The following is a 19,658-nucleotide window of genomic DNA, read 5'->3' on the forward strand; positions in this document are numbered from 1 at the left end:
CCGCGCTACGGTCTTCTCTCGCGCGGAGGTCTTGCCGCCGCGGCCTCGCCCACCTGCCAAACACTTTGCAATGGAGCAAATGGATGGCAACCGCAACCCAGAACAATGAAGCGCTGACGCCGCTCGCTGCGAGCAGCCGCGTGTTCCACTGGCACGACCACCTCTCGCTGTGGTTCAGCCTCGGCGTCGGCCTGCTGGTGATGCAGATCGGTGCCTACCTGGTGCCGGCAGTCGGCACGCGCGACGCCGTGCTCGCCATCGTGCTGGGCTCGTGCATCGGGGCCGGCCTGCTGGCCTGGACCGCACGCCTGGGCTGCGAAAGCGGCCTGGCCAGCGCCGGACTCATGCACGCGACCTATGGCAGCGCCTTCGCGCGGCTGCCGGTGGTGCTCAACATCGTGCAGCTGATCGGTTGGACCACCTTCGAGCTCGTGATCATGCGCGAGGGCACGCAGGCCATCGGCAAGCAGGCCTTCGGCTGGTCGCTCGAGGGCGGTCTCGGCGGCATGCTGACCACGCTGCTGTGGGGGGCCGTTCTGCTGGCGCTGCTGGCCGGCTCCATGGTCAAGCTGGTGCGGCGCTTCGTCAGCCGCTTCGGACTGCCGCTGGTGCTGCTGTCGTTGCTGTGGCTCAGCTGGCAGTTCGCTGCGCAGTTGCAGGCCAAGGGGCTGGAGGCCTTCTGGACGCGCCCGGGCGACGGCAGCATGGGCCTGTTCAGCGCACTCGACCTGGTGATCGCGATGCCCGTTTCCTGGCTGCCGCTGGTGGCCGACTACGCACGCCACGGCAAGCGCAGCACCGGCGGACTCGGTGCCGCCTTCTCCGGCACCTGGCTGGGCTATGCGCTCGCGAACATCTGGTGCTATGGCCTGGGCGTGATGGTGGCGAGTGCGGCCGAGCCGGGCAGCAACCTGGTGACGGCGCTGCTGCTGGCGCAGGGCGGGCTCGTGGCGCTGGGCCTGATCCTCATCGACGAGCTCGACAATGCCTATGGCGACGTCTATTCAGGCTCGGTGTCGGCCCACAGCCTGAAGCCGCGCTGGAGCGTGAAGCGCTGGGGACTGGCCCTGGCGGTGTTGTGCATCGGCTTTGCGCTGGTGCTGCCGATGCACACGCTGGAGCCCTTCCTGCTGCTGCTGAGCTCGGTCTTCGTGCCGCTCTACGGCGTGATCCTCGGCCGGCTGGGCACCGGGGAGGCGCCCGCCACCTCGGGCACGCGCCGCGTCGACCTGGGTGCCGCGCTGATCTGGATCGCGGGCATCGCGGTCTACCACGGCTGCGCCAGGTGGGCGCCTCAACTCGGCTCGGCGCTGCCCACGCTGGCCTTCACCTTCGCGCTGGCCTGGTTCACGCGCCAGGCAGCGGCAGGCGGACCGTCGGCACTGGCGCAAAACCGTGGTTGAGAGGTCCATGGCCTGCACCGATCTTCACGTCCGCACCGGCGGCCATCGCGGCCACCACGTAGCCGCGCGCGCGTTCGACCGCCTCCGGCAGGGGGTAGCCGAGCGCGAGGTGCGCCGCGATGGCCGAGGACAGGGTGCAGCCCGTGCCGTGCAGGTTGCGGCTCGCGATGCGCTCGGACGAAAGACGCAACCGCTCGCCGGTGGCCTCGGCCAGCAGGTCGACCACGTCGTCGCCCGGCAGATGGCCGCCCTTGAGCAATACAGCGCGCGCGCCCAGCGCAAGCAGCTCGCTCGCCGCATCGTCGAGCGCGTCGACACCATCGATGGCATGGCCGATGAGCAGCGCCGCCTCGTCCAGGTTGGGCGTGACCACGGTCGCGCGCGGGAACAGCTCGCGCACCAGCACCTGCACGGTCTCGGCCGCGATCAGCCGGTCGCCGCTGGTGGCGACCATCACCGGGTCGAGCACCACCTTGTCGAGGCGGTAATGGTCAATGGCCCATGCCACCACCTCCACCACCTCGGGCGCATGCAGCATGCCCAGCTTGACCGCATCGACGCCGATGTCCTCCACCACTGCCCGGATCTGCGCCTTGAGGAATTCCGGCGGTACGCCATGGATGCCGGAGACGCCCAGTGTGTTCTGCGCGGTCAGCGCGGTGATCGCCGTCATTCCGTAGCAGCCCAGGGCCGAAAAGGTCTTGAGGTCGGCCTGAATGCCGGCGCCGCCGCCGCTGTCGGAACCGGCAATCGACAGCACGCGGGCATAACGGGAAATTGCTGGGGTCATGTTGAAAATTATGGTCCACCCCATCGCGGGCCCTGGCTGAGGACGTGTCGATGACCTCGCGCAGTGCCCTTCCCTTCGCCTCGGCCGCGATCCTGGGCGCCGGCCTCATGGGCCGGCTGCTGGCACTGGCGTTGGCGCGCGCGGGATGCCGCGTCGAGCTCTTCGATGCCGGCGGGCCGCAGGCCGATGGCGCGGCCGCGCGCGTTGCCGCCGCCATGCTGGCGCCACTGGCCGAATCCGCTGTGGCGCCACCTTCAGTTGTGCGCATGGGCCACTACGCGCTGACGCGCTGGCCGGAACTGCTGGGCGAGCTGGCGCAGCCGGTGTTCTTCCAGCGCGAAGGCACGCTGGTGCTGTGGCACCGGCAGGACGCGGCCGAGGCCGCGCGGCTCGCGCGCGTGCTGGCGCGCACCGTCGAGCAGGTGCCCGAATTGCCCGCAATGCGCACGCTGGATGGAGCCGGCATCACCGCACTCGAACCCGCGCTGGGCAGCCGCTTCGTGCAGGGCCTGCTGCTGCCCGAAGAAGGCCAGCTCGACAACCGCGAGCTGCTCGCGGCGCTGCTCGCCACGCTGGAGGCCCTGCCGAACGTCCAGCTGCACTGGCACGCGCCGCGCAGCCTGGATGATTTCCGCCCCGGCGAGGGCGAACGCGTCATCGACTGCCGCGGTCTCGGCGCCCAGCCGCAATGGAACGCATTGCGCGGGGTGCGCGGCGAGGTGATCCGCGTGCATGCGCCCGAGGTCGCGCTGACACGGCCCACGCGCCTGGTGCATCCTCGCTACCCGCTCTACATCGCACCCAAGCCGAACCGGGTGTTCGTGATCGGCGCCACCGAAATCGAATCCGAGGACATGTCGCCTGCCAGCGTGCGTTCGACGCTGGAGCTGCTGAGCGCGGCCTATGCGGTGCACAGCGGCTTTGCCGAGGCGCGCATTCTCGAGATCGCGACCCAGTGCCGCCCGACGCTGCCCGACAACCTGCCCGCCATTCGTCAGCCGCGCGCAGGCGTGATGCAGATCAACGGCCTTTACCGCCACGGTTTCATGATCGCGCCGGCCATGCTCGACGTTGCGCTGGAGCTGCTGCGGGAAGACGGCTCGGACTTGGCCGAACGCTTCGCGCTGGCACCCGGCCGGGAGCCCATCGCACCATGAACATCCTGATCAACGACAACCCGAAGACACTGCCCGACGGAGCGACGCTCGCCGACGCCATCGCCCTGATCGAGGCGAAACCGCCTTTCGCCGCCGCGGTGAATCGCCAGTTCGTGCCGCGCTCGAACTACGCATCGCACGCCCTGCACCCCGACGACCGCATCGAAGTGATCCGCCCCGTGACGGGCGGCTGAACCGGAGACCCACCCATCATGAAAACGAACGCCGACGACCCCCTGGTGCTCTACGGCCAGGCTTTCCAGAGCCGCCTGCTGCTCGGCACCGCGCGCTACTCCTCCCCCGACGTGCTCGAGGCCGCGGTACGCCGAGCCCGGCCCGCCATGCTGACCGCCTCGCTGCGCCGCCAGACCGCAACACCGGGCAACGGCAGCGATGGCAACGGCTTCTGGGAGCTTCTCCGGCGCCTGGACGTGCCGGTGCTGCCCAATACCGCCGGCTGCCACAGCGTGGAGGAGGCCATCGCGACCGCGCAGATGGCGCGCGAGTTGTTCGACACGCCCTGGATCAAGCTCGAGCTCATCGGCGACGACTACACCCTGCAGCCCGACACCCTGAACCTGGTCGACGCCGCCTCGCAGCTGGTGCGGGACGGGTTCCATGTGCTGCCGTACTGCACCGAGGACCTGGTGCTGTGCCAGCGGCTGGTCGACGTGGGCTGCCAGGCAGTGATGCCCTGGGCCGCGCCCATCGGCACCGGCCGAGGCCCGGTCAATCCCTACGCGTTGCAGGTGCTGCGCGAGCGCCTCTCGGTTCCACTGCTGGTCGATGCAGGCCTGGGGCTGCCCTCGCACGCCTGCCAGGTGATGGAATGGGGCTACGACGGCGTGCTCCTCAACACCGCTGTCGCGCTGGCGCAGGACCCGGTCGCGATGGCCGGCGCCTTTGCCGACGCGGTGCAGGCGGGCCGCAGCGCACACCGCGCCGGCGCGATGGCCGCGCAGGATTCGGCACAGCCCAGCACGCCCGTGCTCGGCACGCCCTTCTGGCATCACGCCAACGCGCAATGACTGCGGTAAATGCCATGAACGACCAGAACGACCACAACCGCATCGCCCGCGCCATCGTCGCGGCACATGCCGCACGCTTCGGCGAGACGGGCGATCGACCCGGCTCCTTCTCTTCCGAGGACGCGGTGTACCGCGGCGCCAAGACTGCCTGCGCGGCATTGGGCTTCATCGAGGTCGATGCCGAATGCCTGGCGCAGGCCTGGCAGGCGCAGAGCCGGCGCACCGGCGCTTTCGATGCCAGCGCATGGCCGGAGCATCCGGCCGATTTCGGCATGCGGCCCTTTCCGCCAGCCGAGCGCGACGATGCCTTTCCGCCCTGCCCCGAGCGGCTTGGCCTGTACACCGTGCTGCCCGATGCCGCGTGGGTCGGCCGCATGGCCCGAGCCGGCGTACCGACCGTCCAACTGCGCTTCAAGTCCGGCGACGCGGACGCGGTGAAACGTGAAGTGCACGCGGCTGTGGAGGCGGTGAGCGGCACCGGTGCCCTGCTGTTCATCAACGACCACTGGCAGGCTGCCATCGAGGCCCGCGCCTACGGCCTGCACCTCGGCCAGGAGGACCTGGACGCGTTGGAGCCACAGGAACTGCAGGCGATCCGCGCCTCAGGCATGCGCCTGGGCGTCAGCACCCATGGCTATGCCGAGATGGTGCGCGCCGACGCCGTGAGCCCGAGCTACATTGCCATGGGCGCGGTGTACCCGACCACGCTGAAGCAGATGGCCACCGCACCCCAGGGCGTGGCACGCTTGGCCGCCTACGCGCGCCTGACGCGCGGCTACCCGCAGGTGGGCATTGGCGGTGTCGATGCACAGCGCCTGGCCGAGGTGCTGGCCACGGGCGTGGGCTCGGTGGCGGTCGTGCGGGCCGTGGTGGCTGAGGCTGATCCGGAAGGCGCGGCAACACGGCTGATGAAGGCGATGGCTGCCGGCTGAGCAATTTTGCGCGGGTCCGACCGGCACGCGGCAGGCCGGCCGAGGAGGCCAGAAACGACGCTATAATTTGAGGCTTGTTCCTCGATAGCTCAGTCGGTAGAGCGCCGGACTGTTAATCCGTAGGTCCCTGGTTCGAGCCCAGGTCGAGGAGCCACTACCCTAGGGGCCGCCTATGAGCGGCCCCTAACTTTTTGGTAGGGATATTGGACGGTTTTTTGGACGTGTCCAATCCAGCAGCCAAACGATGGGGGAACCTTCGAGGAGCAGGAGCCCGCGGATGGAGGCGATTAAGACCCTATTGCTGACGCCAGAGTGGTGGTTCAGTGCTGTCGTCGTGTCAGTCATCACCGGTGTCGCGGCCACGTACGCAAAAGGTACGCGGACGTGCTCATCGCGCTGACGGAGTTGGATACAGCCGCGGTGAAGGTCTGAATCGCTTACGCGCGGTGGTCTGCCATGGTGTCGCCTCGTGATGGGTACGGGCGCAAAAAAGCCCCGTCTGGCGGGGCTTGGGTCCTGGCGGAAACGGAGGGAGCCAGAGAACAAGCGGTGACAATGGATTGCGTCACCCGTACCCTGCGCAGTGTCAGGAATAGCCTGGTGCTGCGGGATTCGAATCGCTCACGCAGGCCAAGCTTGAATCGCTCTGTCGGCCCAGCACCACCCATCCGCCGCTCTTGACGACTCTTCTCGCTCTGCACCCCACACGGCCATGATTGCTCGCAGTCTGTCAGAGGGTGAACTGCCGCATAGGCCAGAAGCTACGCCACGACCTACGCAGGGTCCGGCCCGCCCCAGGCGCTGAGCACCTTGCAAAATTCCTGTCTTGGCCACAGTTACCGCTTGGGCTTGCCCGCTTCTGGTCGGTGGTAAAAGACACGAATCTGTCGAAAGACCAATCGGATCCGTGCGTCGGGCTACGCTGTAGCCGCCTGGCTACAGTACATTTCACATGTTCGACGTTCAGAAGAGCGAACCCTTCGCGACTTGGCTCGACTCACTGGGTGACACGCTCGCCCGGGCCCGCGTCCTGATGCGCCTGGACAGGGTCGAAGACGGCCATTTTGGCGATGTCGGACACGTTGGTGAGGGTGTGTACGAAATGCGGATCAACCATGGACCGGGGTATCGGCTTTATTACTATCGAGAGGGCGAGTCGGTGATATTCATGCTTCTCGGGGGCGACAAAGGTTCGCAAAAGAGAGATATCAAGAAGGCCATCAGCATGGCAAATGAATTGAGAGGCTAAAGTGAACAAAGACGCAGCCGCGAAATTTGGCATCAGTAAGTATGATACGTCCGACCACCTTCGCAACGATGAAGAGGCGCGCCTTTATCTGATGGCATGCATCGAGGAAGCCGGGGATGATGCGGCATATATAGCTAAAGCACTTGGAAAAATCGCAAAGTCGCGCGTTGCCATGGCGGATATTGCACAAAAGACCGGCCTGAGTCGTGAGAGTCTGTATAAAGCCCTTTCCGGTGAACGCGACCCGTCTTTTTCGACAATACTCAAGGTGAGTTCGGCATTGGGCCTGCGCCTCTTATTCTCCGCTGAAGGTCAGGCAGCAGAAGCTCCAGCTCCGCAGGTCCAAACCGCCATTCCCGCCACCACGACACGGCACCTGGTTTACTCCGCTCAAAAGTCAGCATTGCCACGACTTTCGCCCGGAGCGTCAGGAGGTTACGACTGGGAAGAATGGAGTGCCAACTTTGATCCCGCATATTCCGCAACCGCATTCATGGCCCAAGCCACTGCACGAAGCACCGTCGAAGGAATTGAACTATGGACGTCCAAAGTGGAGCGGGTAGACAACGTTGAAGGTTATGGAAAGTCTCCTTCCTCCTTCTTCATCGAAGATCTTGCCCGAATTGCTCATTGATATTTCCAACAAGTTTTTTGCTGTTTTATTAAACATATGGCAACAGCCCGATCAAGAGTAAAGGCAAGTAGGAAGCCTTCATTTCGTCTCTATATCGCTGACGACTTTAGAAGAGAAGCCGACGGAAAGGTGAGCGGCATAGGGCTTTATACAGACTTGGTTGTAGTTGCAAACCTACTGCCTGGCGCCGCGCCACCGACCTTAGAAGCTCCGTTGGTTCTTCATGGTCTGGCGGCTCTCGTAACCATTGCGGGCTTAGGCGGTAATCATTCGCTTGCGGTCGAGTTCAAGGACAGTTTGCCCGCAAGGCCCCCGGAAATCCAGGGGGACAAGAAGGTTGATTTCAAAGAAGGTCAAACGGCCAACCTAATTTTGCGCTTTCAACCCTTTGTCACTGGTGGGCCAGGACTCAAGACCATCGTCGTGAAGATCGACGACGAGCCGCACGAATTGAATTTTGAAGTGCGTCTCGGAAAGCAGAGGCGTCCCCGAAAGTAGATGCGAAGGCGCAACGCACCAAGGCTCTGCGCACGGCCAAAAACCGAGTTTCAGCACACCGTACTACTATACGGTAGCTCTCGCCCAAGAGCGAGATGTCCTTGCTCTTCGCCAAGAGCTTGATGCCGCGCCGGGATCGCGTTCTTCCGCTTCACCTTCACCCAGGCCCTCAACAGGAGCCCAGCTAAGGCTGTACAGCGGGCGCTTCCCGGACGATGGCTCGCGACGGCTTGTCCGTCCGCAGCCTTTTAAGGACTTAAGGACGGGTGCCGGATGCGACCGTCTGGCGTCCATTCCGTGAACACCGCTGCGCAGCGGCAGCCTCTTGTGCTTCCAGGATTCTCTTGGTGAGCTCTGGGGCCACGGCCTCGAGCTCATTCACGATGTCGCCAAAGAGCCGGGGTCTCGACCTCCTCGCGAAATGGACCGGGTGCCAGTGTTCCTTGCGTGGCGAGCTCTTCCAGATCCTTGAGGTGTCGCTGGTAGAGGGCCCTGTAGCGTTGGCGCCGAGCATCGCGGAAGGCCTTCATACCCTCTTCGACCTCGTGTGAAAAGCGGAACCTAAGAGCGAGATACATCAGGACCGCCAGTACTGCGACCCAGACCCGCCATGCGGTGGGCGAATAGCCCTCTGCTTTCGTCCCGAAGAGGCGGTCCACAACCGAGACCAACGGTACTTGGAGCCAGGCCAAGAGCATCGTAATGGAGCTCGCCACCACCAAGTTTCGCCTTACCTTGTCGCCGTCATCCATGCTCATCCGGGCGAGATTCTCCAACATCACTGGATGCCAACAGCCGACCTATTGGCCGGGGCTGGCTACAGTATGCGCGCCTCCATCATCGACTCGGCCTTGAGGCAGCGGCTGGGTGACTCAGAACTCTATGTGTCGACGAAGCTCTTCCTCTTGTGTTGCCTTGTTGGCTCCGCCCGGCGACGATGCGCAACAACGAGCAGGAGAGCGCCGTGGACACAGCCGCTGCGAGAGAGCTACTTGGTGTGCCGCCAAATGCCACGTCAACCGACATAGACGACGCATTCCGTCGGCTTGCGTCAAGTGCCCACCCTGACCGAGGCGGCGATCACGACGCAATGGCGAACTTGCTCCAAGCTCGCGAAGTGCTCCTTGCGAGATCTGCTTCAACAGCGCTTGTTCCACTAGAAACCGCCCGAGAACTTGCGCGTCTCGCCCTCGAACAAGCCAGAGTTGCCTTGACCGTTGATGCTCGCGTCGGCGAAGCAAAGCGAGAGATCCAAATGCGGAGCACAAACCGCATGCGCGCACTAAGAATGGTTTTGGCCATTGCTGCAACAGTGTTCGGAGCCGTAGTGTTTCTTGCAAAAGATATCAATGATCGACTTCCATTTATTAACGACGAACTCGAAGTTCTCGCAGAGGAAACACCCAAACTTCTACGCAGCTTTGAAGACGCCTCTGAACAAATTAAATGGCAATCCAGAAGTTTGTTGCAATTTGAGGAAGAAATTCTAAAGACCTCCAAAACAGATTCGACCGAACTCACCAACAAACGAATGAGAGATCTAAAAGAAAGCATTAAGTTTTACAAAGAAGAGACATCAAGACTTTTGCGGATCTTTAGCCGGGGCCAAATGGAATACGACGATCTTATCGGAACCCCAAAGGTTAAGCCCTCCAACGAGCCGCCCAAAAAACGAGCCGACGCCGACGCCAACGCCAACGCCGACACTGCTCAAGCCATAGCCACGGTTCAACAAGATCTAGCTCTATCAAAAGAGTATCTTGAGCTTACACGATGGCGTGCAGAGAGGCGCATGGTCGAGCTCAAGGAAAAACGCGCATTGCACGTTCGCCTAATTCAGCGAACCCTATTCATTGCCGCTTGCGTTAGCGGATTTATCGCGGGCGCCTGCACTCTTCTAATTCAAAGATCTGAGTTACTGTTTTTGGAGATTGAACAACAAATGTCGACAAAAACTCTTGCCAACAAGATGATTCGATCGATCTTCGATAAAAGCTTTCCAAGCGAATGGACAATCGAAGATTTTGCAAGGTCGGTTAAAACATGGGCGGAGCGCCAAGACTGCAAATACAAGCCGCTTATGTTGACTGCTGGCAGTTTTTATCTCGCGCAATTTATTGTTGGAAAAGCAATACAAGTAGGTCTCTTGACGGTGGATGAGAAGTTCAAAGAAGGTGAATTCAATGAGATCTATTCCATGAAGGCGTTCGGCACGAGCAATCTCAAGCCCCAGAGCTAGACCCTTACCGTCCAAACTGAAGCGCGACGCCCGCGCTGGCCATGCCAATAAGGCGGGCCTCGCGAAGGGTGAGGGTTGACCTCCTCGATCGACACGTCGAAGCCCTTGAACTGTGCGAGCGGGAACTTCTGCTGCAGGAAGTCGGCGTAGTCCCGGCCTGGTAGCCGCCACTCATGCGAGCAGCGAGCGCGTGCCCGCTGACGTTGGCGTTCCGGATGTCGGCAACCAGCTTCATCGCTTCGCGTTTACTGATGGCGCTCATGCAGCGCTTCCCGTGGCGAGATCCTGGCTCAGCAGGTCTTGGAAGCTGGAGCCCCACATCTTGCTGGGCTTGTAGCCCAGGCCCTTGCACAGCTCGGCCGTCGCTGCCAGCGCGGTATCGCCGAAGCCGACCGGAGAGACCTGGAGGTTGATGAAATCGGAGCGGTGCGCGCACCATGCCGCGCCGTCGAGCTCTACGATGCAGCCGATGCGATCCGATCAGCTGGGCGCCGCTGCAGCACTCGCTGCGACCATGCGCGCTGCCGTGCCCAAGTCAAGGAAATGCCTTCCTTCGGTCCCGGGACCTCACCGGCAAGGGTGCCACCGACATGTAGTACATCAAGGCTCGTTGGCGCGAAACCGCAGCTCCGAACCAACTGAGAATCGGCTGGTGAACCTGTCCAATATCCAGCCCTTTGTCCGACGTCCCTTGGGACGGATGCGCAGCTGCGGACTCGAAAATATTGGACAGCCACGGAGCCGCACCTCAGCATCCATGCGGCTTTCCAGCCGATCCGACGCGGGCCTGTTAATCCGTAGGTCCCTGGTTCGAGCCCAGGTCGAGGAGCCACTACAAGCCTCACAGGCACTGAAAGCCCCGCTATCGAAAGGCAGCGGGGCTTTCTTCTTTGAAGCCTGAAAAAATCACGCTGCAGGCCGTTTCCCACTCGGACTATGGCGCTTGGCGAATAGCGCGACCCTGCTGTCCAACAGACAATGAAAGCACGGTTTCGGCAACACCCTCTGCGGCAATCCGAGACTGCGAGGGCCCTCCGCGCGAACGAAAGTTGGCGGAGGGCCCTTCGTTGTGTGCACTCGAACGTGAAGGCTCTTCCGTTCGTGGATCTTCGGCTCAGCCCGTTCGTGCTCGAGCTTCAGCGCCGGATCACGGCGCATTCGACGAATGCACCGAGAACGGCCGAAAAGGCAGATCCAGCGATCCCGCGTACTCCCCCTCTGGCGTCAGCGTCGGGCAGCCGCCCTTGTCCTGCGGGCAGAACGAGGTCTGGCTTGAATTGCGCGGGTAGACCACGCTGCTGAAACGGTAGTTCCTGATCGCCTTGCCCGTGTAGTCGGCGACCGTCACCACGCCACCCGAGGTCGAATACTGGTCGGCCTCGGTCACCATGATCGGGTCGACGCGCGAGTCCGCCATGCGGCGTATCACCGACCCGCCGTTCTGGTCATCGCCGAATCCCACCCAGCCCCATGCACGGTCGCCGCGCGCGGTGAAGAGAACTGAATCGTTTGCTGTGTCGCGGCGGCCGGGGAAGCCCTTCGACTTGGCGAGCCAGGTGATGTTTCTGCCCAGCCCCGTGACCCTGCCGACGGGTGCGATCTCGGCCGGCTTCGGCGTGGTCGGCTTCGGCCCGGCGGCGTAACCCCCGAGCGAGTAGATGTGCAACTCGCCCTCGCGCGTCGCGATCCAGGCTCTCGCGGAGCGCGGCGTCGCCCGCCAGTACGGCGTGCCGGGGACGCGCTCACGCTCATCCTTGGACCAGTACCCGAGGGTGGCGGTGGTCTCGACGGCAACGGGCGTGCCCGGCACTTTGATGACCTTCGCAACGACCGGGACCGCGCCGGGCGCGAGCGGGTAAGGCCACTCACCGGCACTCATGCCGAGCTTCTGGGTCTGCGCGTTCTTCTCGGCCGTGTCGAGGTACATCGAATTGAAGTGGCGAAACAAGGGGCCGAGATCGACAAAGGCCGCCGTCCTTTCCGATTGCGAGGTGACGACGGCCACGCCCCCCTTGGCGTAGCGCTCGTAGAACTCGCCCCCCGGCAGGAACTTCGCCCGATTGCCGGCCAGCGGTGAGCCGAGGGCGCCGATCGAGGAGATCTCCTTGCCCACCGGGTGCACGATCATGGCCACCGGATCGATCCCGGTCGTGACCTTGATGGCCGTGGGCGCCGTCACGTTCGCCGGCAAGTCGACATAGCCCACGACCTTCATGAACCCGATGCCGCCCTGATTCGGGAAGCCCGGCTTGGAACCATCCATCCAGTCATGCCACCAGTCGTACCAGTCGTCCTTCCTTTGCCAGGTGCGGTTCATCGGCACGCCACCCAGGGCAATCACGGCGACCTGGCCCTTGAGGGCCACCGTGTCCCAGATCGTCGCCAGTGCGAATTCGGACATCGGCGTGACGGCGAGGGCGGTGGGCACCTTGCCGGCGGGAAGCCGCACGAAGGCGCGCTGCTGCGCGGTGTACGTGCCGACGGTGTAGATGGTGGCGCCTTCGGTGGGGCTCCCTTGCGTCGCGACCAGCGACATGCGGGTCGAGGGTCCGTCGGCGCCGCCCTCCCCCCGGGTCTCCGCGATCGGCAGACTGGCGGCGCTGTTCGGTGACAGCGCGCCGTGCGAGAAGTAGTCGCGCAGCGCCGGCGGAGACAGGGACCTGTCCTGCCACAGCAGCTGCGGGCGCTGCATCCAGGTCTCGCGGTCCGTGGCCTGCGCCTGGAACCATGCGACCGAGCCGGCGACGGAGTTAGGCGCGTCCGGCGTCCCGATCGCCACGCCATGCGTGCTTACATAGGGGTTGTCGGCCTTGCTGCTTTCCTTTCCGAGCTGGTAGTGGGTCTTGCAGCCGGGGCTCCCGCCGCAATGCGAAATGGCGCCAAGGTCCTCGCGCAGGGGCAGCGTGGGCACGCCCGATTTCGATGCCGGCGGTCCGAACCGATAGGCCATGCCGGCGTCCTGCCCGAACTTGTACGCCAGGTCGCGGTAGGCGCTCGCCTTGATCTTGCCCGAGGCGTCCACGATGTCGCCGACAACCGCCGGGGCCTGGCCCTCGGGAGACTCCGACCCGGGCGTCCCGGCATGGGAAAGTCCAGCGAGTGCAACAGCGAGCGAGGCGACGAAAAGCTTCATGGACGAGCACCTTAAAACAAAAGACCGACTCGAGAGCCGGCCGGGCCTTTGAAGTCGCGATTCCAGCTCAGGAAGCCGGCGCAGGACGAACGGGGCATGAACGCCGCGCCAGCGAACCGGGAGCGCGGCCGTTTTCCTTGCAAGGCTTGCGCTTGATCTTCACCCATTCGCTGGTGCGTACGCCCGGCAGATAGATGCTGGAGCGTCGCTTGGCGATGAACGCCTCGGGGCCAGGAAGCTGCGCCGGCTGCTCGAGCAGATGCGCCCCGCCCTTGTCGGAGTACCTCACCACGAAAATGCCCCAGGGAAGCTCGCGGAACAGTCGCCCAAGGGCGGCCTTGCGCAACATCAGCGGCTGCGTCGTGATGTCCACCCCTCGATCGACGAGAAGATCGAAAACGCAATAGACAACCGGCTTCGCGCTCAGGTACCAACAGCGGTGGCGGGCGCGTTCCTGCAACGCCTGGAAGTCGCTTCGACCCTCGTCGTCGAGCACACACACTTCGCCGTCCGTGACGTAGGGGCCGCTCGCCACGGCCGACAGGCTGTCGCAGAGTTCGGGAAACCACCTGGTCGCGTTGGCGCCGTTGCGCGTCCGGAGCTGGGCGAGGCCATCGCCGAACGCGGAGGTCACCCGCAAGCCGTGGTATTTGAGCTCATAGATCCAGCCGCGCTCGTGCAGCCCCAAAGAGCGCTCCGACAGGAGCATGGGCTTGAAATCGTCGAGACGGACCATGGCTACGGGCGCGAACGCCGCGAAAGGCCTCAGTCGCGCCCGCTCTTTCGTCCCTCCCCCAGCTTGCCCTCGGACTGCAGGTCCGCGACGGCCATGGCAAACGCGAGCAGTTCGTCGGAAAGCGGCGCGCCCGGCGCCAGGACGCCGACGCGCTCGGCGAGGGCCTGCAAGACCGCTCGGGGAGACTCGGGGGCAGACGGAACGGGAATGTCGAGGTCTTCAGGCATCGCAACTCCTTGTCGGCTACTGGGGCGGCGCGGGCGGCTTCTGCGGCGCCTGCTGAGTGGGCTCCTGCATGACCGGGGAGCGCTCCCGCGATTCGGAGAGCAGGTAGGTCGCCAGCACGGCCAGGACCACCAGGACGGCCACCATGATCACGCCCCAGCGCAATACGCGCTTGTCGTCCCGATCGTCGCTCTTGGCCTGCGTTTGTCGAATAGCCATGGTCGATTCCTTGCATCCAGACGCCAACACTACGCATTGCACTTGCCGCCGCTCCGTCAGACAGGGACGCAGAGCCCTGTACCGAAAAGCCAGCAGAGGGCAGCGAAGCCAGGACGCTGTCCTGCGCCTGCACCTGCGCGTCGTCTCCCCGCGCCGGCGCGCACGTCAGTCCTGTTCCCGCACCGCCTCGCGCCTGCGTCCGTCGTCAGCACTTTCTTGTTGCGCAACACTCCAACTACGGAAAAAAGGAGACAGAGCATGCCCGACGACTTGAGCAACCGCGGCCCGCAGGATCGGTCGCGCATCAACGTCAGCGAGACGCACGAGCTTCGCTACTGGACGAAGGAGCTGGGCGTCAGCGAGGCGCAGTTGAGGGCGGCAGTTGCCGCCGCAGGCACTTCGGTCGAGGCAGTCCGCCAATACCTCGGGAAGTAGCAGAAAGATTGGCGGACGTGGAGCAGCCATGTCCAGGAATGTGGTGTTCGTGTATCGGGGCTATCACTTCATCTGCAGCGCCGAGAAGGAGCGGCCCGGGCAGTTCCGCCCGGTCGTCACCCGCCAGCTCGGATGGCCCAGCGAGAAGCTGGTGCCACTTGTCAACGATGCCGATCTCTGCCGCACCGAGGCAGAGGCCTTGCGGCATGCCGAGCAGCAGGCCATGCAGTGGGCCGACAGCCGGGCCGAGGTGCACGAATCCTGAAGCAGCCCTGCGAGGCTTCCCGCTGCACTGCAGCACACGCAGGTTGGCCGCACGCATTTGCAATTGACTTGCACCGGCAAGGCGCGGTCACACAGAATATTCGCCGCCGCAAGAAAGGAGACGCTCATGCCGATGGAATTGCTCCGGCACATCGCGCAGCAACCGCTGCCCTACACGGTCTACGCACCGGCCGAGCTCGACAAGCTGCGCGTGCTGCGCGCCGCCGAGCTCGTCAATGCCTTCATCCCGCCACCGGAGTCGCTGCCCGGCGGGTCCGAGAGCCACAAGCCGGCCCAGGTGCTGGCCATCACGCGCAAGGGTCACAAGGCCCTGGAAGGGCAGCTGGAGGACGCCACCGACCTCTGAGGCCATGGGCCGGCGGTGCATCCCTGGTTGCCCGGATTAGGGAAGTCACTGAGCAATCAGTGCATTCAAGTATAGAAACCGAAAAATCGAGTACCGATTCTGCAAGCCAAGGTCTCCAGAATGGTTGAAGCGACTGCCTCGTCGCCAAACCACAAGGAGACATCGAGATGAAGCGTTTTCTGAAGGCGGGATTGGTGCTCGCGCTCACCGGCGCGGGCCTGGCTGCCCATGCCGAGACCGAACTGGTCATTGCCACGGTGAACAACGGGCACATGATCGAGATGCAGAAGCTCACGCCGCTGTTCGAGAAGGCCCACCCCGACATCAAGCTCAAGTGGGTCACGCTCGAGGAAGGCACCTTGCGCCAGCGCGTCACCACCGACATCGCGACCAAGGGCGGCCAGTTCGACGTGATGACGATCGGCATGTACGAGACGCCGATCTGGGCCAAGAAGGGCTGGCTCAATCCGATCGCCACCGACGCCGCCTACGACGTCGACGACCTGCTGCCGGCCATGCGCAGCGGCCTGTCGGCCGACGGCAAGCTCTACGCCGCGCCCTTCTACGGCGAGAGCTCGATGCTGATGTACCGCAAGGACCTGGCCGACAAGGTGGGCTTCAAGATGCCCGACCAACCCACCTGGGCGCAGGTGAAGGAACTTGCCGGCAAGGTGCACGACCCGAAGGGCGGCGTCTACGGGATGTGCCTGCGCGGCAAGCCGGGCTGGGGCGACAACATGGCCCTCATCACCACCATGGTCAACACCAACGGCGGCCAGTGGTTCGACATGAGCTGGAAGCCGCAGATCGACACCAAGCCCTGGAAGGACGCGATCACCTTCTACGTCGACCTCATGAAGGCCTACGGCCCGCCCGGCGCGTCGGCCAACAGCTTCAACGAGAACCTGGCGCTCTTCAACGAAGGCAAGTGCGGCATGTGGGTGGACGCGACCATTGCTGCGTCTTTCGTGAGCGATCCCAAGCAGTCGAAGGTCGCCGACAAGGTGGCCTTCGCGCAGGCACCGACCGCCGTGACGCCCAAGGGCGCCAACTGGCTGTGGGCCTGGGCGCTGGCGGTCCCGGCCGGCTCGCAGAAGGTCGACGCAGCGCAGACCTTCATCAAGTGGGCGACCTCCAAGGACTACATCAAGCTCGTGGCCAAGGAACAAGGCTGGAGCGCCGTCCCGACCGGCACACGCAAGTCGACCTATGCGACGCCCGAGTTCATGAAGGCGGCGCGCTTCGCCGAGGCCGAGAAGAAGGCCATCGACACCGCCAATCCGAACGACAGCACCTTGCCCAAGTCGCCCTATGTCGGCGTGCAATACGCCGCCATTCCCGAGTTCCAGGCCATCGGGGTCGCGGTGGGCCAGCAGATGAGCGCGGCGCTCTCGGGCAAGACGACCGTCGACCAGGCGCTCAAGACCTCGCAGACGGCGGCAGAGCGCGAGATGAAGAAAGCCGGGTACTACAAGTGAGCACCCTCATCCCTTCCCCCGTCGGGGAGGGCCGGGCCACAGGCGTGGAACGCGCGGACGGCGTTCCGCCCCTGCCCGGCTTCTCCCAGCAGAGCGGAAAGAAGAAGAAAAAGGAAAAGACCGCTGCGACCCCGCGCCTTCTGCCGCGCCTGCTGATGGCGCCGGCCGTGCTCACGCTCTTCCTCTGGATGATCGTGCCGCTGGCAATGACGATCTACTTCTCGTTCGTCAACTACAACCTGATGCAGCCGGGCGACCATCCCTTCGCCCGCTTCGAGAACTTCGAGTACTTCATCACCGACCCGGACTTCTGGCCGGCGGTCGGGAACACCTTGCTCCTGATCGGCAGCGTGATCGGCTCGACCGTGGTGCTCGGCGTGCTGCTGGCGCTGCTGGTCAACGAGCCCTTTCCCGGCCGCGGCATCGTGCGCGTGCTGCTGATCTCGCCCTTCTTCGTCATGCCCACGGTCAATGCGCTGCTGTGGAAGCACATGATGATGAACCCGATCTACGGCGTGCTCGCCGACCTCTGGCGCTTCTTCGGTGCCGAGCCGGTGGACTGGCTGACCGACGTGCCGCTGCTCTCCGTGATCATCATGGTGGCGTGGCAATGGCTGCCCTTCGCCTGCCTGATCTTCATCACCTCGCTGCAGTCGCTGGACCGCGAGCAGATGGAAGCCGCCCGCATGGACGGAGCGAGCGCCGTGCAGCGCTTCGGCTACCTCACCATCCCGCACCTCGCCAGGCCCATGGCGGTGGTGATCATGATCGAGATGATCTTCCTGCTCTCGGTCTTCGCCGAGATCGCGGTCACGACCAACGGCGGGCCGGGCAACGAGAGCACCAATCTCACCTACATGATCTTCAAGCAGTCGCTGATGAACTTCGACGTCGGCGTCGCCTCGGCCGGCGCGCTGTTCGCGGTGGTCCTCGCCAACATCGTGGCGGCCTTCCTCATCCGCATCATCGGCAAGAGCCTCGACTGAAGGGGAATCGACATGCAAACCGACAGCGTCCTCCCCCTCGTCCTGCGCACCGCCGGTGCCTGGGCCGTCTCGCTGCTGCTCTTCTTCCCGCTGGGCTGGCTGGTGCTGACCTCCTTCAAGACCGAGCTGCAGGCCATCCACGTGCCGCCGCTCTTCGTGTTCGAGCCCACGCTGGACAACTTCGCCGAAGTGCAGCGCCGCAGCGACTACCTGCTGTTCGCGAAGAACTCGCTGATCACCAGCATCGGCTCCACCCTCCTCGGCCTGCTGATCGCCGCGCCGGCGGCCTATTCGTTCGCCTTCTTTCGCACCCGGCGCACGCGCGACATCCTGATGTGGATGCTCTCCACCAAGATGATGCCGGCCGTGGGCGCGCTGGTGCCGATCTACGTGATCGCGCAGACCGCGGGCCTGCTCGACTCGCGCACCGCGCTCGTCATCGTCTTCACGCTGTCGAACCTGCCGATCATGGTGTGGATGCTCTACACCGCGTTCAAGGACATCCCGCCGGAGATCCTGGAGGCCGCGCGCATGGACGGCGCCAACCTCTGGACGGAGTTCCGCAACGTCGTGATGCCGCTGTCGGTCGGCGGGCTCGCCTCCACCGGGCTGCTGTGCCTGGTGCTGAGCTGGAACGAGGCCTTCTGGGCGCTCAATCTCAGCTCGGCCAAGGCCGGCACGCTGGCCGTGCTGATCGCCTCCTACTCCAGCCCGGAAGGCCTGTTCTGGGCCAAGCTCTCGGCCGCTTCGCTGCTGGCCATCGCGCCCATCGTGGTGTTCGGCTGGTTCAGCCAGAAGCAGCTCGTGCAGGGCCTGACTTTCGGTGCCGTCAAGTAAAGGACTTCTCCATGGCCTACCTCCAACTCGACAACATCAAGAAGAGCTTCGGCGACACCCACGTCATCAAGGGCGTGGACCTGCAGATCGACAAAGGCGAGTTCATCGTCTTCGTCGGCCCCTCGGGCTGCGGCAAATCGACGCTGCTGCGCCTCATCGCCGGACTCGAGCCCATCAGCAGCGGCACCCTGTCGCTCGACGGCCGGGACATCACGCACACGCCGTCGGGCAAGCGCGACCTTGCGATGGTGTTCCAGAGCTATGCGCTCTACCCGCACATGAGCGTGTTCGACAACATGTCCTTCGCGCTCAAGCTGGCAAAAGTGTCCAAGGATGTGATCAAGACCAAGGTCGACCACGCCGCCAAGACCCTCAACCTCACACAGTACCTGCACCGCACGCCCAAGGAGCTCTCCGGCGGACAGCGCCAGCGAGTCGCCATCGGCCGGGCCATCGTGCGTGCGCCCAAGGTCTTCCTGTTCGATGAGCCGCTGTCCAACCTCGACGCAGCGTTGCGCGGCAACACGCGCGTCGAGATCAGCAAGCTGCACCGGGCGCTCGGCGCCACCAGCATCTACGTGACACACGACCAGGTCGAGGCCATGACGCTGGCCGACCGCGTGGTGGTGCTGCGCGACGGGATGATCGAGCAGGTCGGCACGCCGATGGAGCTGTACGACCGGCCCGCCAACCAGTTCGTCGCGCAGTTCATCGGCATGCCCTCGATGAACATGGTGCAGGCGCGTGCGATCCCGAGCTTCGCCGCGCAGGTCAACGGCCGGCTGCCGGCGGATGGCTTCCTCGGCGTGCGGCCGGAAGGCCTGCGCGTGCACCCGGACAGGCAGCACGGCGCGCCGGCGCGGGTCGAGCTGGTCGAGGCGCTCGGCGCCGACACGCTGATCCACGTCGACGTCGGCGGCGTGCCGCTGGTGGCGCGGCAGAACGAGCGCACGCCGCTGCATCCGGGTGACACGGTCGGCGTCGAGCTCGATCCTTCCGTGCTGCATTTCTTCAACCGCGAAGGCCGCACCGTCGCTGCTTGAGCCTG

General features: G+C 64.3%; 22 protein-coding genes and 1 tRNA gene. 17 read left to right on the forward strand and 6 right to left on the reverse strand.

Annotated features, from left to right (window positions below; translation table 11 throughout):
• Positions 1-83: 83 nt before the first annotated feature.
• Positions 84-1,403, forward strand: a complete 1,320-nt coding sequence (locus tag G3W89_RS17180; protein WP_162575316.1) for a purine-cytosine permease family protein — start codon at positions 84-86, stop codon at positions 1,401-1,403.
• Here G3W89_RS17180 and thiD read toward each other — a convergent pair.
• On the reverse strand, positions 1,348-2,217 hold the full coding sequence (thiD, locus tag G3W89_RS17185; RefSeq protein ID WP_443083177.1) for a bifunctional hydroxymethylpyrimidine kinase/phosphomethylpyrimidine kinase: 870 nt from the start codon (positions 2,215-2,217) through the stop codon (positions 1,348-1,350). The genes G3W89_RS17180 and thiD overlap by 56 nt on opposite strands.
• 26 nt (positions 2,218-2,243) lie before the next feature.
• On the opposite strand from thiD, the gene G3W89_RS17190 reads away from it, so the two are divergent.
• The 8 genes from G3W89_RS17190 (at position 2,244) to G3W89_RS17225 (ending at position 7,691) form a co-directional block, all read left to right on the forward strand.
• A complete protein-coding gene (locus G3W89_RS17190) occupies positions 2,244-3,350 on the forward strand; it encodes an FAD-dependent oxidoreductase (RefSeq protein ID WP_162575318.1) in 1,107 nt (368 codons plus the stop codon).
• Positions 3,347-3,544 (forward strand): sulfur carrier protein ThiS, encoded by a 198-nt coding sequence (thiS, locus tag G3W89_RS17195; protein ID WP_162575319.1) that lies wholly within the window; start codon positions 3,347-3,349, stop codon positions 3,542-3,544. The genes G3W89_RS17190 and thiS overlap by 4 nt, the downstream gene beginning before the upstream one ends.
• Before the next feature lie 18 nt (positions 3,545-3,562).
• Complete coding sequence (locus G3W89_RS17200; RefSeq protein WP_443083178.1) at positions 3,563-4,378, forward strand: thiazole synthase; 816 nt, start codon at positions 3,563-3,565, stop codon at positions 4,376-4,378.
• Positions 4,379-4,392: 14 nt separating this feature from the next.
• Complete coding sequence (locus G3W89_RS17205; RefSeq protein WP_162575320.1) at positions 4,393-5,310, forward strand: thiamine phosphate synthase; 918 nt, start codon at positions 4,393-4,395, stop codon at positions 5,308-5,310.
• Between the two features lie 78 nt (positions 5,311-5,388).
• Positions 5,389-5,464, forward strand: a tRNA-Asn gene (locus G3W89_RS17210).
• A 798-nt stretch (positions 5,465-6,262) separates the two neighbouring features.
• Positions 6,263-6,559, forward strand: a complete 297-nt coding sequence (locus G3W89_RS17215) for a type II toxin-antitoxin system RelE/ParE family toxin (RefSeq protein ID WP_162575321.1) — start codon at positions 6,263-6,265, stop codon at positions 6,557-6,559.
• 1 nt (position 6,560) lies between these two features.
• Positions 6,561-7,193 (forward strand): addiction module antidote protein, encoded by a 633-nt coding sequence (locus G3W89_RS33570; RefSeq protein WP_197893565.1) that lies wholly within the window; start codon positions 6,561-6,563, stop codon positions 7,191-7,193.
• A gap of 36 nt (positions 7,194-7,229) precedes the next feature.
• Positions 7,230-7,691: a hypothetical protein gene (locus G3W89_RS17225; protein ID WP_162575322.1), complete on the forward strand. Its 462-nt coding sequence runs from the start codon at positions 7,230-7,232 to the stop codon at positions 7,689-7,691.
• A gap of 374 nt (positions 7,692-8,065) precedes the next feature.
• Here the strand turns inward: G3W89_RS17225 and G3W89_RS17230 are convergent, their stop codons facing one another.
• The gene (locus tag G3W89_RS17230; protein ID WP_162575323.1) at positions 8,066-8,470 is read right to left on the reverse strand and encodes a hypothetical protein; all 405 of its coding nucleotides are present in this window, start codon (positions 8,468-8,470) and stop codon (positions 8,066-8,068) included.
• A gap of 185 nt (positions 8,471-8,655) precedes the next feature.
• On the opposite strand from G3W89_RS17230, the gene G3W89_RS17235 reads away from it, so the two are divergent.
• Positions 8,656-9,930, forward strand: coding sequence for a J domain-containing protein (locus G3W89_RS17235; RefSeq protein WP_162575324.1), 1,275 nt, complete (start codon positions 8,656-8,658; stop codon positions 9,928-9,930).
• Positions 9,931-11,077: 1,147 nt separating this feature from the next.
• Here G3W89_RS17235 and G3W89_RS17240 read toward each other — a convergent pair.
• The 4 genes from G3W89_RS17240 to G3W89_RS17255 form a co-directional block, all read right to left on the reverse strand.
• The gene (locus tag G3W89_RS17240) at positions 11,078-13,063 is read right to left on the reverse strand and encodes a hypothetical protein (protein ID WP_162575325.1); all 1,986 of its coding nucleotides are present in this window, start codon (positions 13,061-13,063) and stop codon (positions 11,078-11,080) included.
• 67 nt (positions 13,064-13,130) lie between these two features.
• On the reverse strand, positions 13,131-13,799 hold the full coding sequence (locus G3W89_RS17245; RefSeq protein ID WP_162575326.1) for an ATP-dependent DNA ligase: 669 nt from the start codon (positions 13,797-13,799) through the stop codon (positions 13,131-13,133).
• Positions 13,800-13,828: 29 nt separating this feature from the next.
• Positions 13,829-14,026: an aminoglycoside phosphotransferase gene (locus tag G3W89_RS17250; protein WP_162575327.1), complete on the reverse strand. Its 198-nt coding sequence runs from the start codon at positions 14,024-14,026 to the stop codon at positions 13,829-13,831.
• 16 nt (positions 14,027-14,042) lie between these two features.
• Positions 14,043-14,243 carry a hypothetical protein gene (locus G3W89_RS17255; protein WP_162575328.1) on the reverse strand — a complete coding sequence of 67 codons (201 nt, stop codon included), beginning with the start codon at positions 14,241-14,243 and terminating at the stop codon, positions 14,043-14,045.
• Positions 14,244-14,501: 258 nt separating this feature from the next.
• Here G3W89_RS17255 and G3W89_RS17260 point away from each other — a divergent pair, with 258 nt between their 5' ends.
• From G3W89_RS17260 to G3W89_RS17290, 7 genes are all read left to right on the forward strand, one after another.
• Positions 14,502-14,678, forward strand: a complete 177-nt coding sequence (locus tag G3W89_RS17260; RefSeq protein WP_106554007.1) for a DUF3606 domain-containing protein — start codon at positions 14,502-14,504, stop codon at positions 14,676-14,678.
• 28 nt (positions 14,679-14,706) lie between these two features.
• Positions 14,707-14,943 carry a hypothetical protein gene (locus G3W89_RS17265; RefSeq protein WP_162575329.1) on the forward strand — a complete coding sequence of 79 codons (237 nt, stop codon included), beginning with the start codon at positions 14,707-14,709 and terminating at the stop codon, positions 14,941-14,943.
• Between the two features lie 126 nt (positions 14,944-15,069).
• Complete coding sequence (locus tag G3W89_RS17270) at positions 15,070-15,309, forward strand: hypothetical protein (RefSeq protein WP_162575330.1); 240 nt, start codon at positions 15,070-15,072, stop codon at positions 15,307-15,309.
• Between the two features lie 167 nt (positions 15,310-15,476).
• The gene (locus tag G3W89_RS17275; protein WP_162575331.1) at positions 15,477-16,787 is read left to right on the forward strand and encodes an ABC transporter substrate-binding protein; all 1,311 of its coding nucleotides are present in this window, start codon (positions 15,477-15,479) and stop codon (positions 16,785-16,787) included.
• A gap of 155 nt (positions 16,788-16,942) precedes the next feature.
• On the forward strand, positions 16,943-17,773 hold the full coding sequence (locus G3W89_RS17280) for a carbohydrate ABC transporter permease (RefSeq protein WP_162577525.1): 831 nt from the start codon (positions 16,943-16,945) through the stop codon (positions 17,771-17,773).
• A 12-nt stretch (positions 17,774-17,785) separates the two neighbouring features.
• Complete coding sequence (locus tag G3W89_RS17285; protein WP_162575332.1) at positions 17,786-18,610, forward strand: carbohydrate ABC transporter permease; 825 nt, start codon at positions 17,786-17,788, stop codon at positions 18,608-18,610.
• An 11-nt stretch (positions 18,611-18,621) separates the two neighbouring features.
• Entirely contained in the window at positions 18,622-19,653 is a 1,032-nt protein-coding gene (locus tag G3W89_RS17290; protein ID WP_162575333.1) for an ABC transporter ATP-binding protein, read from the forward strand.
• Positions 19,654-19,658: the final 5 nt, after the last annotated feature.

Origin of the sequence: Variovorax sp. PBL-H6, assembly GCF_901827155.1 — a bacterium.
Taxonomy (GTDB): Bacteria; Pseudomonadota; Gammaproteobacteria; order Burkholderiales; family Burkholderiaceae_C; genus Variovorax.

Excerpts from the sequence above, each read along its gene's own strand:
- G3W89_RS17180 (WP_162575316.1), top strand. The coding sequence starts at position 84 with ATGGCAACCGCAACCCAGAACAATGAAGCGCTGACGCCGCTCGCTGCG.
- thiD (WP_443083177.1), bottom strand. The coding sequence starts at position 2,217 with ATGGGGTGGACCATAATTTTCAACATGACCCCAGCAATTTCCCGTTAT.
- G3W89_RS17190 (WP_162575318.1), top strand. The coding sequence starts at position 2,244 with ATGACCTCGCGCAGTGCCCTTCCCTTCGCCTCGGCCGCGATCCTGGGC.
- thiS (WP_162575319.1), top strand. The coding sequence starts at position 3,347 with ATGAACATCCTGATCAACGACAACCCGAAGACACTGCCCGACGGAGCG.
- G3W89_RS17200 (WP_443083178.1), top strand. The coding sequence starts at position 3,563 with ATGAAAACGAACGCCGACGACCCCCTGGTGCTCTACGGCCAGGCTTTC.
- G3W89_RS17205 (WP_162575320.1), top strand. The coding sequence starts at position 4,393 with ATGAACGACCAGAACGACCACAACCGCATCGCCCGCGCCATCGTCGCG.
- G3W89_RS17215 (WP_162575321.1), top strand. The coding sequence starts at position 6,263 with ATGTTCGACGTTCAGAAGAGCGAACCCTTCGCGACTTGGCTCGACTCA.
- G3W89_RS17225 (WP_162575322.1), top strand. The coding sequence starts at position 7,230 with ATGGCAACAGCCCGATCAAGAGTAAAGGCAAGTAGGAAGCCTTCATTT.
- G3W89_RS17230 (WP_162575323.1), bottom strand. The coding sequence starts at position 8,470 with ATGTTGGAGAATCTCGCCCGGATGAGCATGGATGACGGCGACAAGGTA.
- G3W89_RS17240 (WP_162575325.1), bottom strand. The coding sequence starts at position 13,063 with ATGAAGCTTTTCGTCGCCTCGCTCGCTGTTGCACTCGCTGGACTTTCC.
- G3W89_RS17245 (WP_162575326.1), bottom strand. The coding sequence starts at position 13,799 with ATGGTCCGTCTCGACGATTTCAAGCCCATGCTCCTGTCGGAGCGCTCT.
- G3W89_RS17250 (WP_162575327.1), bottom strand. The coding sequence starts at position 14,026 with ATGCCTGAAGACCTCGACATTCCCGTTCCGTCTGCCCCCGAGTCTCCC.
- G3W89_RS17255 (WP_162575328.1), bottom strand. The coding sequence starts at position 14,243 with ATGGCTATTCGACAAACGCAGGCCAAGAGCGACGATCGGGACGACAAG.
- G3W89_RS17260 (WP_106554007.1), top strand. The coding sequence starts at position 14,502 with ATGCCCGACGACTTGAGCAACCGCGGCCCGCAGGATCGGTCGCGCATC.
- G3W89_RS17265 (WP_162575329.1), top strand. The coding sequence starts at position 14,707 with ATGTCCAGGAATGTGGTGTTCGTGTATCGGGGCTATCACTTCATCTGC.
- G3W89_RS17270 (WP_162575330.1), top strand. The coding sequence starts at position 15,070 with ATGCCGATGGAATTGCTCCGGCACATCGCGCAGCAACCGCTGCCCTAC.
- G3W89_RS17275 (WP_162575331.1), top strand. The coding sequence starts at position 15,477 with ATGAAGCGTTTTCTGAAGGCGGGATTGGTGCTCGCGCTCACCGGCGCG.
- G3W89_RS17280 (WP_162577525.1), top strand. The coding sequence starts at position 16,943 with ATGGCGCCGGCCGTGCTCACGCTCTTCCTCTGGATGATCGTGCCGCTG.
- G3W89_RS17285 (WP_162575332.1), top strand. The coding sequence starts at position 17,786 with ATGCAAACCGACAGCGTCCTCCCCCTCGTCCTGCGCACCGCCGGTGCC.
- G3W89_RS17290 (WP_162575333.1), top strand. The coding sequence starts at position 18,622 with ATGGCCTACCTCCAACTCGACAACATCAAGAAGAGCTTCGGCGACACC.